This is a genomic window from Streptomyces hygroscopicus, assembly GCF_026168105.1.
Lineage (GTDB): Bacteria > Actinomycetota > Actinomycetes > Streptomycetales > Streptomycetaceae > Streptomyces > Streptomyces hygroscopicus_D.
Genome location: NZ_LBMW01000007.1, coordinates 122,726 through 136,930, shown reverse-complemented (window position 1 = coordinate 136,930; position 14,205 = coordinate 122,726). Strand labels below are relative to the sequence as shown.

12 protein-coding genes are annotated in these 14,205 nt (G+C 72.5%); 7 read left to right on the top strand and 5 right to left on the bottom strand.

Features of this window, described 5'->3' with window-relative positions; genetic code table 11:
• Positions 1-22 precede the first annotated feature (22 nt).
• From AAW14_RS39450 to AAW14_RS10270, 4 genes are all read left to right on the top strand, one after another.
• The gene (locus tag AAW14_RS39450; RefSeq protein WP_322741053.1) at positions 23-190 is read left to right on the top strand and encodes a hypothetical protein; all 168 of its coding nucleotides are present in this window, start codon (positions 23-25) and stop codon (positions 188-190) included.
• Between the two features lie 252 nt (positions 191-442).
• Positions 443-1,957 carry a hypothetical protein gene (locus AAW14_RS10280; RefSeq protein WP_265562269.1) on the top strand — a complete coding sequence of 505 codons (1,515 nt, stop codon included), beginning with the start codon at positions 443-445 and terminating at the stop codon, positions 1,955-1,957.
• Positions 1,958-2,068: 111 nt separating this feature from the next.
• Positions 2,069-3,376: an AAA family ATPase gene (locus AAW14_RS10275; RefSeq protein WP_416223282.1), complete on the top strand. Its 1,308-nt coding sequence runs from the start codon at positions 2,069-2,071 to the stop codon at positions 3,374-3,376.
• A 125-nt stretch (positions 3,377-3,501) separates the two neighbouring features.
• Positions 3,502-4,746 (top strand): DUF2201 family putative metallopeptidase, encoded by a 1,245-nt coding sequence (locus tag AAW14_RS10270; RefSeq protein WP_322741057.1) that lies wholly within the window; start codon positions 3,502-3,504, stop codon positions 4,744-4,746.
• A 118-nt stretch (positions 4,747-4,864) separates the two neighbouring features.
• On the opposite strand, the gene AAW14_RS10265 is transcribed toward AAW14_RS10270, so the two are convergent.
• Both AAW14_RS10265 and cdgB read right to left on the bottom strand, forming a co-directional pair.
• Complete coding sequence (locus AAW14_RS10265; protein WP_265562267.1) at positions 4,865-5,827, bottom strand: CBM35 domain-containing protein; 963 nt, start codon at positions 5,825-5,827, stop codon at positions 4,865-4,867.
• A 116-nt stretch (positions 5,828-5,943) separates the two neighbouring features.
• Positions 5,944-7,617 carry a diguanylate cyclase CdgB gene (gene cdgB / locus AAW14_RS10260; protein ID WP_265562265.1) on the bottom strand — a complete coding sequence of 558 codons (1,674 nt, stop codon included), beginning with the start codon at positions 7,615-7,617 and terminating at the stop codon, positions 5,944-5,946.
• A gap of 524 nt (positions 7,618-8,141) precedes the next feature.
• Between cdgB and AAW14_RS10255 the strand changes: the two genes are divergently transcribed.
• The gene (locus tag AAW14_RS10255) at positions 8,142-8,768 is read left to right on the top strand and encodes a flavin reductase family protein (protein WP_265562263.1); all 627 of its coding nucleotides are present in this window, start codon (positions 8,142-8,144) and stop codon (positions 8,766-8,768) included.
• A gap of 226 nt (positions 8,769-8,994) precedes the next feature.
• Here the strand turns inward: AAW14_RS10255 and arfB are convergent, their stop codons facing one another.
• Positions 8,995-9,426 (bottom strand): alternative ribosome rescue aminoacyl-tRNA hydrolase ArfB, encoded by a 432-nt coding sequence (gene arfB, locus AAW14_RS10250; RefSeq protein ID WP_265562261.1) that lies wholly within the window; start codon positions 9,424-9,426, stop codon positions 8,995-8,997.
• A 221-nt stretch (positions 9,427-9,647) separates the two neighbouring features.
• Between arfB and AAW14_RS10245 the strand changes: the two genes are divergently transcribed.
• The gene (locus tag AAW14_RS10245; RefSeq protein ID WP_265562259.1) at positions 9,648-10,223 is read left to right on the top strand and encodes a TerD family protein; all 576 of its coding nucleotides are present in this window, start codon (positions 9,648-9,650) and stop codon (positions 10,221-10,223) included.
• Between the two features lie 451 nt (positions 10,224-10,674).
• Here the strand turns inward: AAW14_RS10245 and AAW14_RS10235 are convergent, their stop codons facing one another.
• On the bottom strand, positions 10,675-12,039 hold the full coding sequence (locus AAW14_RS10235) for a M1 family metallopeptidase (RefSeq protein ID WP_416223284.1): 1,365 nt from the start codon (positions 12,037-12,039) through the stop codon (positions 10,675-10,677).
• Between the two features lie 99 nt (positions 12,040-12,138).
• On the opposite strand from AAW14_RS10235, the gene AAW14_RS10230 reads away from it, so the two are divergent.
• On the top strand, positions 12,139-12,639 hold the full coding sequence (locus AAW14_RS10230; RefSeq protein ID WP_265562255.1) for a hypothetical protein: 501 nt from the start codon (positions 12,139-12,141) through the stop codon (positions 12,637-12,639).
• Between the two features lie 30 nt (positions 12,640-12,669).
• Here AAW14_RS10230 and AAW14_RS10225 read toward each other — a convergent pair whose 3' ends face one another.
• On the bottom strand, positions 12,670-14,175 hold the full coding sequence (locus AAW14_RS10225; RefSeq protein WP_265562252.1) for an MFS transporter: 1,506 nt from the start codon (positions 14,173-14,175) through the stop codon (positions 12,670-12,672).
• Positions 14,176-14,205 lie beyond the last annotated feature (30 nt).

The following is a 14,205-nucleotide window of genomic DNA, read 5'->3' as shown; positions in this document are numbered from 1 at the left end:
CCCGGGGGGCTACGGGGCGCTGATGTACAGCTCGCCCGACGGCAGCAGGACCCTGACCGCCTCGGTGACCACCGGGGACGCCGCAATCGACCCGGCGCAGGAGTTCCCGAAGGCCCTGGAGAAGCTCTTGAAGGTGGTGTTCTGCGGCGGGCAGGCCGGGGCGGCTGACAAGGCCGAGCCGACTCAGTAGACGGGGCAGAGCGCCGCGGACCCGTACGCCTTGAGGGCGGACTCCTTGCGGTCGTGCATCAGGTGGAGCGCGCACGGGGCGACGCCTAGCTCGCTGGACTCCGCGTCGCCGACCGGATGAAGATGGCCGCGAGACGGAGCGCGGCCCGGTGAATGGTGACTGACAGATCGTCATCGGGATGCTTATGATGCCGGTGATGAAGAACTTCTCCTCGTTCGGATTGGGGGAATCGTTCGCGCAAGGTGAGTGCTGATGGCACATCACGTCGCGAACGAGATTCCGGCCCACCTGTTGATGTGGCAGCGCGTACGCGAGTACGCCGTGCCACTGTCCATGATCGAGACCGCGACCGCACGGCGTGCGGTCGGCGACTGGGCGGGGGCCTGCGCCGCCGCCCGGATCGATGTCGATTTCGATCTGCGCGCCGTGCGCGACCGCCACGGCACCGATCTCGTCACCCGCCTCCGGGCGGATCTGCGCCGGCTGGCGCCGGATCTGCTCCGCTGGCACATGCCCCGGATCGCCCCCGACGGTCGGCTCCGGCCCGGCCTCACCATCTCCCTTGCCCGTTACCGGAGTTCCGGCGCCACGCCGCTGCAGCTGGTGGTGCGAACACCGCCGGCCCGGGCGGACGCCGGACAGCGGATGTCCCTGGCCCTGTGGGAGGGGTCCGGGAACGGCGCCCCCGGGCACCATCCGCACCCGCATCCAGACCGGCGTTTCCGGCTCGACCTGCACCGGCATCTCTGGGACTCCGGGAGGAGTGGCGAACTGGTGCGGCGGTGCGGTGCGGGCGGGGCATCGTCCATGGCGCCGCCCGGCCGGCCCCACGCACTCCGTCGGCCGGCCCTGCGGGATCGGCCAGTCCTGCCCGATCGGCCCACTGTCCACGATTCCGCGTGGGCGGTGGCAAGTTGGGCCGCCGAGGCGGAGTTGCTGTTGCGGGCCGAGGGGTGCCCTCGCGGGGCCTTCACCGTGCGGCTCGGTGCGCGGAGCCGCGCCGTGCTCGAACTCGTCGCCCCCGACGACAGCCATGCCCCGACGTTCCGGCCGCTGCGGGAGGCGCTGCCGCCGCAGGAGGTCGCGGCGCTTCCGGTGCTACCGGAGGCGGCGGCCCGGGTCCTTCCGGATCTGGAGCTGCTGCGGGCCGGGCTGGTCACGGCCGAACGGCTGCATCCGCTCGTCGCCACCGCACTGGCGTCGTCCGGCTCGGTGGCGGCGTCCCGCTCGGCACCGGTGGCCGGCCCCGCCCCCGAGTCCGGCGATCCGCACCGGGTGGAATGCCGGGGCGAGGTCCACCGGATCGCGCTGCGGGACGGGGTACTGACGGCGATCGATCACGACCCGGCCCAACTGCGCCGGGAGGAGCTGCTTGTGGCGCTCGGCGGCCCGGCGCTGCCGTGCCTGCGGGCGATCGACGCGGTGCATCGCAACCCGGAGGCATTGCCCGCGGTCCGGGAGCGGCTCGGCCACGGTGACGTCGCCGGGGCGCTGGCCGTGGTCGAGGGGCTGCTCGGTCCCCGTGCGGTCCTGCGCGACGGGCCGCTTCGGGAGGAACTGGAGTCGGCCGCGGCCCGCCGCGTCGACCACGGGCTCTTCCGGTCGGGGCTGGTCACCGTGCACCCCGGGGCGGTCGGGGGCCAGAACGCCTCGGGCGCAGTGCACGCGGAGGCGGGCCACCGTCCCCGGCTCGACCGTCGTACGCCTCACGAGATGCGCCGCAAGCGCAGCAGCCGGGCCCGGCCTCGCACCGGGCTGCACCGCTGACCGGCTGCCCGACCGAAGTCCCTTTCCCGCACCGCGCATTCCGCGCCGCACGCCCCCACGACATCCGGGACGGGCCGTCCCGTTCCCCCTATTCCACCCCAGGTGATGCCCATGACCTCCAGCACCCTCCTGCCTGCCCCGGTCCCGGCCGTCGGCATGCCCGCGCCCATCCCCGCCGACGCATCCGGAACCGGAACCCAACTCACCCTTGCCGACGGCCTCCTGACCCTCCTGCGGACGACCACCACCGAGCCGCGCCCCGACGAGCAGCTCGAAGCCCTCACCCTGGCCGTCACGGCCGACCTGCCTGTGCTGCTCTGGGGCGAGCCGGGCATCGGCAAGACCGCGGCCCTGACGCAGCTCGCCACCTCCCTCGACCTGCCGCTGACGACGGTGATCGCCAGTGTCCACGAGCCGTCCGACTTCTCCGGGCTGCCCATCGTGGGCGACGACCCGGCGGTGCAGGGGGTGCCGATGGCGCCGCCGCAGTGGGCCGTGGAGCTCGTGCGGGCCGGGCGGGGGCTGCTCTTCCTGGACGAACTCTCCACCGCCACCCCGGCCGTCCAGGCCGCACTGCTCCGGGTCGTCCTGGAGCGGAGGATCGGTGCGCTGCAACTGCCGCCGGGGGTGCGGATCGTGGCCGCCGCCAATCCGCGCGCTTCGGCGGCGGACGGGTGGGAGCTGAGCCCGCCGCTGGCCAACCGGTTCGTGCATCTGTACTGGGTGCACGACCGGGAGGTGGTGGTACGCGGGCTGGGCGGGGTCTGGCCCCGGGCAGAGCTGCCCCGGCTGGTGCCGGAGCGGCTGCCGGAGGCGGTGGCCTTCGCCCGGCGCGCGGTCTGCGGTTTCCTGGAAGCCCGGCCGACACTGATACACCGGCTGCCGAGCACCGAGACGCGCCGGAGCGGCGCCTGGCCCTCGCCCCGGAGCTGGGAGGCCGCGCTGACCCTGCTGGCCTTCGGCACGGCGGCCTCCGTCTCCCGGGAGGTGCTGGCGCTGCTGGTGCGGGGCGCGGTGGGGGACGGGCCGGGGCTCGAACTCCTCGCCCATCTGGACCGGATGGACCTGCCGGATCCGGAGTCGCTGCTGGCCGATCCGGCCTCCGCAGAGCTGCCGGTGCGGGGCGATCTGCGTCAGGCGGCGCTGGAGGCGGTGGTGGCGGCCGTCGGGGCGCGGCCGGAACGGGAGCGGTGGGAAGCGGGCTGGGCGGTGCTGGTCCGGGCGCTGGAGACCGGCGCCCCGGACCTGCTGGTCGCACCGGCGACGGCGCTGGCCGCGCTGCGGCGCGACGACTGGGAGGTGCCGGAGGCGGTGGAGCGGCTGGCCGCGGTGGTCGGCCTCACCCGGCTGGCGGACCGGTCTGTGGGGCGGGCCGCGGCGGCGGCCGACGCCCGGCGTGCGACGGGGGCGTGCCGATGACGGGGGCCGCGAAGCGCCCGGGGTCGCACCCGCTGCCGCGCCCGATGTCCCGTCCCGCGCCGCCGCGCCCCGTGCGGGCCACCGTGCCGACGGCGCCGGTCGGCCGGCCCGGACTCCCGCTGGACATGGAGAAGTTGCTGGCCGCCCGGCTGCACGCCGTGAAGGTCCGTCCCTACCTGGCCGCCGCGCTCTTCGCGCTGCACGTGGTGGAGGACCGGTCCGTACCGACGATGGCGGTGGACGCGCACTGGCGCTGCTACGTCTCCCCCGGCTTCGTGGCCCGCACCCCGGTGGAGGAGCTGGCGGGCGTCTGGGTGCACGAGGTCTCCCATCTGCTCCGGGACCACCACGGGCGGGGCGAGCGGTACGCGCGGGAGCACGAGGAGCACGGGCCGGGCGAGCGAAGCGAGACGGGAGTTCCCCCGGCCGAGGGCCTGGGGAGGCTGCGGCGGAACATCGCCGCCGACTTCGAGATCAACGACGACATCTACGGTGACGGTCTGCCCCTGCCTGTCGGGGCGGTGCTGCCGTCGCTGCTGCGGCTGCCCGACGGGCTGCTGATGGAGGAGTACCTGCGGACGGCGTCGATGTCCGGGCTCGCCGCGGACCTGGCCTGGCTGGACTGCGGCAGTGGTGCCGACGGGCAGGACCGGCCGTGGGAGCTGGGGCCCGACGGGGCACACGGGCTGAGCAGGCAGCAGCGGGACGCAGTCCGCTTCCGGGTCGCAGAGGGGATCAAGGGCCGACCGGGCCACGCGCCGGAGGGGTGGCGCCGGTGGGCGGACGAGGCGTTCCATCCGCCGCAGCCGTGGCGGCAGTTGCTGGGGGCGGCGGTCCGCTCGGCGGCGGGCGCGCCCGGGTTGGGCGAGGACCACAGCTACCGGCGTCCGTCCCGGCGCTCGGCCGGTGTCCCCGGGGTGCTGCTGCCGAGCCTGCGCCGTACGCCGCCCCGGGTCTGCGTCGTGATCGACACCTCCGGGTCGGTGAGCGACGCCGAGCTGGGCAGCGCGCTGCTGGAGGTGGCGGCGATCTCGCGGGCGGTGGGCGGGCGGCGCGACCTGGTCTCGGTGATCTCCTGCGACGCGGCGGCCGGGGTCGCCGTCCCGCTCTGCCGCGCCGAGAACATCGCACTGGTCGGCGGCGGGGGAACGGATCTGCGCTCCGGTTTCGCCCGGGCGCTCCGCTCCCGGCCCCGTCCGGACGTGATCGTCGCTCTGACGGATGGTCAGACGCCGTGGCCCTCCGCGCCGCCGCCCTGCCGCACCGTCGTCGGTCTCTTCCCCCGCCCAGCCCGCTCCATGGACGAGGAGAACCCCGAATACGCCCCCGACGCCCCGCCGCACTGGGCACGTGTCGTCACCATCGGCTGAGAAAGCGCAGTGGCGCCACATCGCCACTCGTTACAAGCGGCCCTGCGACCATCTGCCTGACCGGACTCCACATCGCAGCATCCTCGTCCGGTCCGCCCGCTGGTCCGGACGAAACCGCCTAGTTGCTCCAGCCCTTCGTCAGCCACAGCTGGTCGAGGTTGGCGTTGCACTGGTTTCCCTGCTCGCAGGAGACCCGGATGGTGTTGGTGCCCTTGTTGAGCTGGATGTAGTTGTACGTCTTCGTCCAGCCCTTTTCCCAGTCCCCCTGGGGCGCCTGGGCCCAGTTCTTGAGCTTGAGGGGGCTGGTCTGCGCCGTGCCGTTGATCGTGAGGGTGGCTGTCGCGTCGACGCCGGGCACGCCGTAGCCGGTGTGCAGCGTGTACTGCCCGGTGGCGGGGACGTCCACGCTCCAGGTCACGGCCGCGCCGACGGCGTTGAAGCCCGTCACATAGACCCCGCCGTCGGCCTTGGCGCCCTTGACGTCGGACGCCGTGGTGGCGCCGCCCTCCAGACGCAGCGCCTTCGCGTCGATCGTCGGCAGCTTGGAGTCGTCCGCCGACTGCTGGCTGGAGGACTGGCTCGGCGACGTGCTCTGGGCGGCGGATGCGCTGGAGCCCGACTGCGCGCCGTTCTTGTTGCCGTCCGAGTTGCCGCCCGTCATGGCGACGGCGATGCCGATCACGACCGCGGCGACCACGGCGATCGCGCCGATCAGCAGGCCCTTGGTGTTGGGGCCCCGGCCGCGGCCGGGACCCGAGCCTCCCGAGCCCGCCGGCGACTGCCGGGTCGTGGAAGCGCCGCCGGGCACGGTCTCGGGCGCGGCGTAGTGCGCGTTGGTCTGGCCGTAGGGGGCCTGGCCGTGCGTCTGCTGCTGCGGCACCTGGCCGTAGGGGGCGGTCGGGGCCTGGGCACCCGGCTGGCCGTACTGGCGCTGGCCGACCGTGCGCACTCTGTTGACGGAGCCCGGGTAGCCGTAGCCGCCGGAGGGCGGCTGGGCGCCGTTGGCCTGACCGTCGGCGTACAGATAGCCGAACGGGTCGTCGTCCTCGGGCGTGCTCGCGCCGTTGTTGCCGGGCGTCATCCCTAGGTCTCCTCAACAGGTGCGGGTCCAGATGCGTATGTGGCTGAATGGCGAGCCTACCCGCTCCAGCGGGCCCAAACGGCTGTTCTCCCCTCACCCAACCACTGACCTGGTATTTACCCCGCGCGTCGGTGCTGTTTGGGACGAGACCGTTTCTCAACGTACATCCGCTCGTCAGCAGATTTCAGCACTTCGTCCGCCGTCATGCCGCAGTGCGCCCAGCCGATGCCGAAGCTGGCGCCGACCCGCATGGCGCGGCCGTCGACCCGGATCGGCTGGATGATCTCGTTGCGCAGACGTACGGCGAGGTCCTGGGCGTCGGCCATGCCGAGCCCGTCGGCCAGGACGACGAACTCGTCCCCGCCGAGCCGGGCCACCGTGTCCCCGTCGCGCACCCCGCGGGTGAGCCGCTGGGCGACCTCGATCAGGACGGCGTCGCCCGCGTTGTGCCCGAAGCGGTCGTTGATCGACTTGAAGCCGTCGAGGTCACAGAAGAGCACCGCGAGCCCCTTGGTGCCGTCGTCGGTCTCGCCTTCGGGGGCGACGGTGTGCACATGGTGGTCGAAGGCGTCGTACGGTCCCGGGCCCGCGTAGAAGTCGAAGGCGTGCCCGCTCGCCTCGTAGGCCGCCGGGTGGTCTGCTCCGTACCCGCCGTAGGCCGCGTCCAAGGAGGCGGCCGCGCCCGGCGGCAGGGACTGCGGGCGCTGACAGAGACGGGCGGACAGGCGGGAGCGCAGCTCGGCGGAGTTGGGAAGGCCGGTGAGCGAGTCGTGGGAGGCCCGGTGGGCGAGCTGCAGTTCGCGCCGCTTGCGTTCCTCGATCTCCTCGACGTGGGTGAGCAGGAAACGGGGCCCGTCGGCGGCGTCGGCGACGACGGAGTTGCGCAGGGACACCCAGACGTAGGTGCCGTCCCGGCGCCCCAGCCGCAGTTCGGCCCGTCCGCCCTCGGCGGAGGTCCTCAGGAGCGTGCCGATGTCCTCGGGGTGGACCAGGTCGGAGAACGAGTAGCGGCGCATCGCGGAGGCGGGTCGGCCGAGGAGGCGGCACAGGGCGTCGTTGGTCCGCAGGATCCGTCCGTGCTGCTCGCCGCCCATCTCGGCGATGGCCATGCCGGAGGGGGCGTACTCGAAGGCCTGCCGAAAGGACTCCTCGCTGGCGCGCAGGGCCTGCTGCTCCCGCTCCAGACGGACGAGGGCCCGTTGCATGTTGGCCCGCAGACGGGCGTTGCTGATGGCGATGGCGGCCTGGAAGGCGTACATCTGGAGGGCCTCACGGCCCCATGCGCCGGGCCGCCGCCCATTGCGCGGCCGGTCCACCGAGATGACCCCGATGAGTTCGCCGGAGCCGCCCTGGACACCCGGGGTGTACATGGGCGCGAAGAGGCGGTCGGAGGGGTGCCACTCGTCCTCGAAGCGGGGCTCGGGGCCCTCGGTGTACCACTGCGGCACATCGTCCTCGTCGAGGACCCATCCCTCGGTGTGCGGTATGAACCGCAGGTCGCCCCAGGCCTCCCCCATGTTCAGCCGGCGGTCCCAGGAGGCACGGGAGCCGACCCTGCCGGTGATCAGCGCCTCCGCGGCGGAGTTCCCTGCGAGTGCGGCGACGACGAGGTCGCCGTCGGGGCGTACGAGGTTGACGGCCGCCAGCTCGTAGCCGAGGCCGGTGACGATGCCGTCGGCGACGTTCTGCAGCGTGTCCGCCAGGCTCCGGGCGGTGTTCATGTCCGCCATCACCTGATGCAGCTGCCGCAGGGTCGCAAGACGGACATACGGCTCCGACTCGGTCTCCATTCGCCCTCCCCTCGAGGTCTGGCAGCAACTCCAGGGACGCGTCGGCGTACTACGGTTCTCCCGGTTTTCCTCGGTGCGCTACTCGGCGTACTCCCCGGGTAGCGTCGTGCAGCGTCCCCGCCACTGAATCACAGCGCGCTGCCCGTTAGGTACACAGGGTCAACAAAATACGGCACCTGTGACTCAAGTCACAGCAAAACGTGAACAATTGAGAGGGGATTCCACATTTCCCGAGGCTCCCCTGCGCGATTACGGAACGCAATTCGAGCCCTTGTGAAGACGCCGTGATCATACGGGTCAACTGACGGCCGCGCGGGGCGCATTGCCCGTCCCGTCGCCGCCACGGCCCCCTCCCGACGGCTCGGCCCCGAGGGCCCGCGACGGCCCCCGTCGCCCCCTCGGGACCTCCTCGGGACCTCCTGGGGCATCCTCGGGACCTCCCGGGGTATCCGCCGATGGTCCTAGGCCCCGGTTCGGGCCCGGGGCCGATGCGGCGGCTCGAGGGCGCCCACTAGCGTTCTTGTGTGCTGAAGACTCCCTCCGTCCCGTCCCTGCCCGCCGTCCCGCCCGCCGCCGGGCATGCTGAGGGGGTGAGCAACGACGAGTTCCGCGCCGCCATGTCCCGGCTCGCCGCGGGCGTGGTCCTGGTGACCGCGCACGAGCCCGCACTGGACCCCGAGGGCCCGTCCGTCCCCCACCACCGCCCTGACGGGGGTGCTGCGCGCCGCGACATCACCCGAGGCGAGGACGTCGGCATGACGGCGACCGCCTTCACGTCGGTGTCCCTGGATCCGCCCCTGGTCCTGGTGAGCCTGCGCGAGGGATCCCGCATGGACGACCTGCTCGCCGAGCAGCCCCTGTGGGCCGTCTCCGTGCTCGCGGAGAGCCAGCGGCACATCGCGGGCCGCTTCGCGATGAAGGGCCGCATCAGCGACCGGCTCCTGTTCGAGGACATTCCGTACGTCCGCGGCGAGACCAGCGGTGCACCCCTGGTCGGGGGCGCCCTGGCGACCCTGGAGTGCCGCACGGAACAGCGCGTCGAGGCCGGCGACCACACGCTGGTCATCGGCCGGGTGCTTCAGGCCCGGGTACCGAGCGCGGAGGGCGGCCCCTTGGTGTACTTCCGGGGGCGGTACCGCCACCTGGGCTGACGGCGGTGTGCCGGAGGGCGCCCCGGAAGGAGAACGCGGGTCTTTGCCGTGAGCGGCTCCTCCTCACGGGCGCCGGCAGCCGCCCGCGATCCGTACCAACCCGACTCCAGAAGCCCGACGGCGACAATCCCGGAGGCCCGGAGCGCGGCCCCGTGACGGCGCCCGCACAATTCGTTTTCGTTTTCCACGGGGAATTCACCGACCCCCGTAAGGAGAACCCGGCGCCCTAGCGCTGCCAATCCCGGCCCGAACGCCCCCGCTTGGTCTCCGAACGCTGCTTCTTCTCGCGCAGCCGCCGCTCGTTGATCCCGCGGGGGATACGGGTGGGCCTGCGGGGCTTGGGCGGCGGTGCCGTCGCCTCGGCGAGCAGGGAGGCCAGACGGACGGCCGCGGTCTCGCGGTTGCGCCACTGCGAACGGTGCTCGGAGGCGCGCACGACGACCACGCCGTCGACGAGCCGTCCCGCGAGCCGCTCGAGGGCCCGCTCCTTCCACACCGGGGGCAGTGCCTCGGTCGCGGCGAGGTCGAAGCGCAACTCCACCTGAGTGTCACTGGTGTTGACGTGCTGTCCGCCGGGTCCCGAGGACCGCGAGAAACGCCACATGAGCTCGGCCTCGGGAAGCGAGACGGAGCCGCGGATGACGTGAGGACCGGACATGTCTCCATGGTCGCGCGGCCGTCGGGTCCGCGTCACCCGAATATCGGCGGCCCCGGCCATCGGCGGCCCCGGCCTCCCCGGGATTGCGGGTAAAGAAAGTAAAGAGACACGGAACCGTCGGGACCCCCCTTGGCGTTGATACGGGTAGCTGTAGCTTCGTGCCCGTACGAAGCCCGCAGGCGCCGCACCGCGCACGCGAACGAGGGAAGGGACTCCCAACAATGGCTGTAAGCCTGTCCAAGGGCGGCAACGTCTCGCTCACCAAGGAGGCTCCGGGCCTGACCGCCGTCACCGTGGGCCTCGGCTGGGACGTCCGCACCACCACCGGCACGGACTTCGACCTCGACGCGTCCGCGATCGCGGTCAACACCCAAGGCAAGGTCTACTCGGACCAGCACTTCGTGTTCTTCAACAACAAGCAGACCCCGGACAACTCGATCGTCCACACGGGCGACAACCGCACGGGCCAGGGCGAGGGCGACGACGAGGCGATCAACATCAACCTGGCGGCGCTCCCGGCCGACGTCGACAAGGTCGTCTTCCCGGTCTCCATCTACGACGCCGAGTCCCGCTCGCAGAACTTCGGCCAGGTGCGCAACGCGTACATCCGCATCGTCAACCAGGCCGGCGGCCAGGAGATCGCGCGCTACGACCTGTCGGAGGACGCGGCCACGGAGACGGCCATGGTCTTCGGCGAGCTGTACCGCAACGGCGCGGAGTGGAAGTTCCGCGCAGTCGGCCAGGGCTACGCCTCGGGCCTGGTCGGCATCGCGCAGGACTTCGGCGTCAACGTCTGACTTCGGGGGACAGCCCGCGCGCCGGGTCGGCCCCGGCTGCCGTGCAGCCCGGGCCCGACCCGTCCGCCCGAGTCGCCGGGGGACCGCGAGGTCACCCTCGCCCACCACCCCGATCCGGACGAACCGGACCCGTGGATCGGTCTGCTGGTGGTGGAAGCGGGCGTGCACGGCAGCGGCACGGCCGCCGGACCGCGTCACTCGTCGAGGACCGCCTCCGCGCGGCGGGCCGCACCGCCGTGCGCCTCGCGGTCCTGGAGAACAACCCCGAGGGCCTCGCCTTCCGGACGGCCCTCGGCTACGAGACCACCGGCCACCGCCCCGGCCTCCACAAGGGCCGCGCCTGCAACGTGCTGCGCAAACCACTTCGCGCCCCGGAGGTGGAGCGGGCAGGAGTTCGGCCGGACGGCTCGCGCGGCGGGAGGGTACCGGTCAGCCGCGAGGCGGTCCCCTCTCACTCGTGCCCCGGCTTCCCCTCGCCGTACAGCCAGTCCCGCCAGATCGGCGCGAAGTCCTTGCCGGGAGCCTGCTTCTCCACGAACGCCGTGAAGTCCGCCGTGTTCGCGTTGCCGTAGCGGTGGGCGGCGGCCCAGCCGCGGAGGATCCGGAAGAACGCCTTGTCGCCGACCGTCTGGCGGATCTTGTGCAGCACCATCGCGCCCCGCTCGTACACCGGGCTGTCCGAGATGTGCGCGGCGCCCGACGGCCTGGCCGGGGGGTACGCCCATATCGCCTTGTCGGCGGCCGGGTCGTCGTAGTAGTCGCCCTTGTAGAGCGAGTCGAAGATGTCCTGTGCCGTGTCGCCGCCGTGGTCCTCCTGCCACAGCCACTCCGTGTACGTCGCGAAGCCCTCGTTGAGCCACATGTCCGCCCATGACTTGGGGGTGACCGAGTCGCCGTACCACTCGTGGGCCAGTTCATGGACCACCGTCTGCAGGCCGGGCGCGCCCGGGAAGACCGGGCGGCTCTGGGTCTCCAGCGCATAGCCCGCGTCGCCCTGGTCCGCGACGACCGCGCCCGTGGAGGAGAAGGGGTAGGGGCCGAAGAGGGACGTCTCCCACTTCACGATTTCGGGGATCCTCCCCAGCACGTCCGCGGCCGCCTTGTCCTGTGCGGGTTCGACGGCCACGTACAGGGGCGGGCCGTCCGCCGGACGCGTGCGCCGGACGGTGTAGTGGCCGATCGCGAGCATGGCGACATAACTCGCCATCGGCTGGGCGGTGTGCCAGACGTAGGTGCTCCGGTGGTGCTCCGTCGTCTCGCGCGTCAGTTCGCCGTTGGAGAGCGCCTGGAGGCCTTCGGGGACGGTGACCGAGATGTCGTACGACGCCTTGTCGGACGGGTGGTGGTTGCCGGGGAACCACGCCATGGAACCGGTCGGCTCGCCGAGCGCCAGCGCGCCGTCGGCGGTCGGCAGCCAGCCCTCCTTGGAGTCGTCCGGGTCGGTGATCGTCTCGGGCGTGCCCCCGTAGCGCACCATCGTGCGGAACGTTTCGCCGCGGCGGAGGTCGCTGGGTGGACGCACGGTCAGCTCCTGCCCGTTGCGGCTCCAGCGGGCGCCGCGGCCCCCGACCGTGACGCCGGCGACGTCCATCCCCTTCAGATCCAGGTCGAAGGCGGAGAGGTCCTTGGTCGCGATTGCCGTGATCACCGCGGTGCCGGTGAGGTGGCGGCGCGCCGGATCGTAGGCGAGGGTCAGGTCGTAGTGCGTGACGTCGTACCCGCTGTTGCCCATTTTCGGGAAGTACGGGTCACGCACACCTGAGCCGCCCGGGGTGCCGTGCACACCGGCGCCGCACGCGGTGAGCGTGAGGGCCATGAGCAGGGCGGGGACGAAGCGTATGGTTCGGGGCACGAGCGCGATCCTATGAGGCGGCCGGCGACTACGGGGACGGATGGGGCGTGACACCATCGCCCCGTGCTCGACATCGGCTACGCCCTCTCCACCCGCTTCCCCGACCCCCCCCAGACCGACTACCGCGGCGCGGACGTCCGCGCCCTGCGGCACGACCTGTTCTGCGGCGACGTCTACCTCGCCGACACCGAGGCGGACCGGGAGTTGTCCACAGCCTGGGGATGGGTGCCGGTACTCGACTTCGCCTGGGCGCTGTGCGACATCGTCGAGCATCTCGACCGCGATCCGCTCGGCAGCCGCGCCGCCCGGCCGCAGCACGCGGAGCTGGACTTCACCGAGTCCACCGACCGCATGCTCTTCGAGCGCCGCTTCGGCTGGGTGGACATCGAGGCGGAGTGGGTGCCGGCCGCCGAGCCGCCGCTGACCTTCTCCCACTCCGAGCTGCGCCGCGACGCCCGCGACTTCCTGCACGACCTGGTCGCCGACCTCACGGACCTCCACGAGGACCTCGGGGAGAACCCGGCCGTCTGGGCCCTTCAGGCCCGTTTCCCGCGCATCGGCTGACCGGGGCCGTTGACCTCCGGGGAGGCAGCCCTAGGCCCGGCGCACGTCCTGCGGCACCGGTGTCTCGGCCGGGCCGTGTGCCGGGGGCTTCGTCCTGACCATCACGCCCGCGACCAGCGCCGCCAGCAGCATCACGACCGCCGCCCACCCGATGGCGACGGTGTAGCCGTGGACCATGCCCTCGCGGACCACCAGTCCCTTCCGAGCGGGGTTGCTCAGATGCGCGGCGATGTACGCCGTGCTGCTGGTCGTCGCGACCGTGTTCAGCAGCGCCGTACCGATCGAGCCGCCCACCTGCTGCGAGGTGTTCACGGTCGCCGACGTCACGCCCGCGTCCCGCGGCGCGACACCGGCGGTCGCGGTCGCGAAGACCGGCATGAAGGTGAGGCCCATGCCGAGGCCGATCAGTACCAGCCCGGGCAGGATCTCGGTCGCGTACGCCGAGTCCACTCTCATCCGGGTGAGGATCAGCAGGCCGACCGCCGCCAGCACCATCCCCGGCGCCATCAGCGCGCGCGGCGCCACCCTGGGCAGCAGACGGGCCGAGATCTGCGTCGAGCCCACCACGACCGCGGCCGTCAGCGGCAGATAGCCCAGCCCCGTCCTCAGGGGCGAGTAGCCCCGGACGACCTGCAGGTAGTAGGTCATGAACAGGAACAGCCCGAACATGCCGATGACGGCCAGGGCCATCGTCAGGAAGCAGCCGGCGCGGTTGCGGTCCCTGACGACGTGCAGCGGCAGCAGCGGCTGCGGCGCCCTCGTCTGCCACCACACGAACGCGATGAGCAGCACCACGCCGACCGCGAACAGGGCGAGCACCAGCGGATCCGTCCACCCTCGCGGCTCCGCCTCGCTGAACCCGTACACGACCGCGACCAGGCCGCCACAGCCCAGCAGCACGCCGGGCAGGTCGAGGCGGGCGCCCGGGTGGCCGGGGCGGCCGGGCAGGAGCGCGAGGCCGCCGCTGACGGCGACGACGGCGATGGGGACGTTGACGTAGAGACACCAGCGCCAGTTCAGGTACTGGGTCAGCAGACCGCCCGCGATCAGCCCGATGGCCGATCCGCTGCCCGCGAGCGCGCCGTAGACACCGAAGGCCTTTCCGCGCTCCTTCGGGTCGGTGAACGTGGTCGTGAGCAGACTGAGCGCCGACGGGGCCAGGACGGCGGCGAAGGCACCCTGGAGCGCGCGGGCAACGTAGAGCATGCCGGGCGTGATGGCGGCGCCGCCCAGCGCTGACGCCACCGCGAAGCCGATGAGGCCGATGACGAACATCCGTTTGCGGCCCACCAGGTCGGCGATCCGGCCGCCGAGCAGCAGCAGCCCGCCGAAGGCCAGGCTGTAGGCAGTGATCACCCACTGGCGGTTGCCGTCGGACATGCCCAGCGCGCGCTGGGCGGACGGCAGCGCGATGTTCACGATCGTCGCGTCGAGAACCACCATCAGCTGGGCGAGCGCGATGACGACCAGGCCCCACCAGCGGCGGGCATCGGCCTGGTCACATGCCCCGGCCTCGCCCGTTCGGGTGCCACTCACCCCGCCAGAAGACCATGAATCGGCACGTAT

Excerpts from the sequence above, each read along its gene's own strand:
- AAW14_RS10280 (WP_265562269.1), top strand. The coding sequence starts at position 443 with ATGGCACATCACGTCGCGAACGAGATTCCGGCCCACCTGTTGATGTGG.
- AAW14_RS10265 (WP_265562267.1), bottom strand. The coding sequence starts at position 5,827 with ATGACGCCCGGCAACAACGGCGCGAGCACGCCCGAGGACGACGACCCG.
- AAW14_RS10270 (WP_322741057.1), top strand. The coding sequence starts at position 3,502 with ATGGAGAAGTTGCTGGCCGCCCGGCTGCACGCCGTGAAGGTCCGTCCC.
- AAW14_RS10275 (WP_416223282.1), top strand. The coding sequence starts at position 2,069 with ATGACCTCCAGCACCCTCCTGCCTGCCCCGGTCCCGGCCGTCGGCATG.
- cdgB (WP_265562265.1), bottom strand. The coding sequence starts at position 7,617 with ATGGAGACCGAGTCGGAGCCGTATGTCCGTCTTGCGACCCTGCGGCAG.
- AAW14_RS10245 (WP_265562259.1), top strand. The coding sequence starts at position 9,648 with ATGGCTGTAAGCCTGTCCAAGGGCGGCAACGTCTCGCTCACCAAGGAG.
- AAW14_RS10235 (WP_416223284.1), bottom strand. The coding sequence starts at position 12,039 with ATGGCCCTCACGCTCACCGCGTGCGGCGCCGGTGTGCACGGCACCCCG.
- AAW14_RS39450 (WP_322741053.1), top strand. The coding sequence starts at position 23 with ATGTACAGCTCGCCCGACGGCAGCAGGACCCTGACCGCCTCGGTGACC.
- arfB (WP_265562261.1), bottom strand. The coding sequence starts at position 9,426 with ATGTCCGGTCCTCACGTCATCCGCGGCTCCGTCTCGCTTCCCGAGGCC.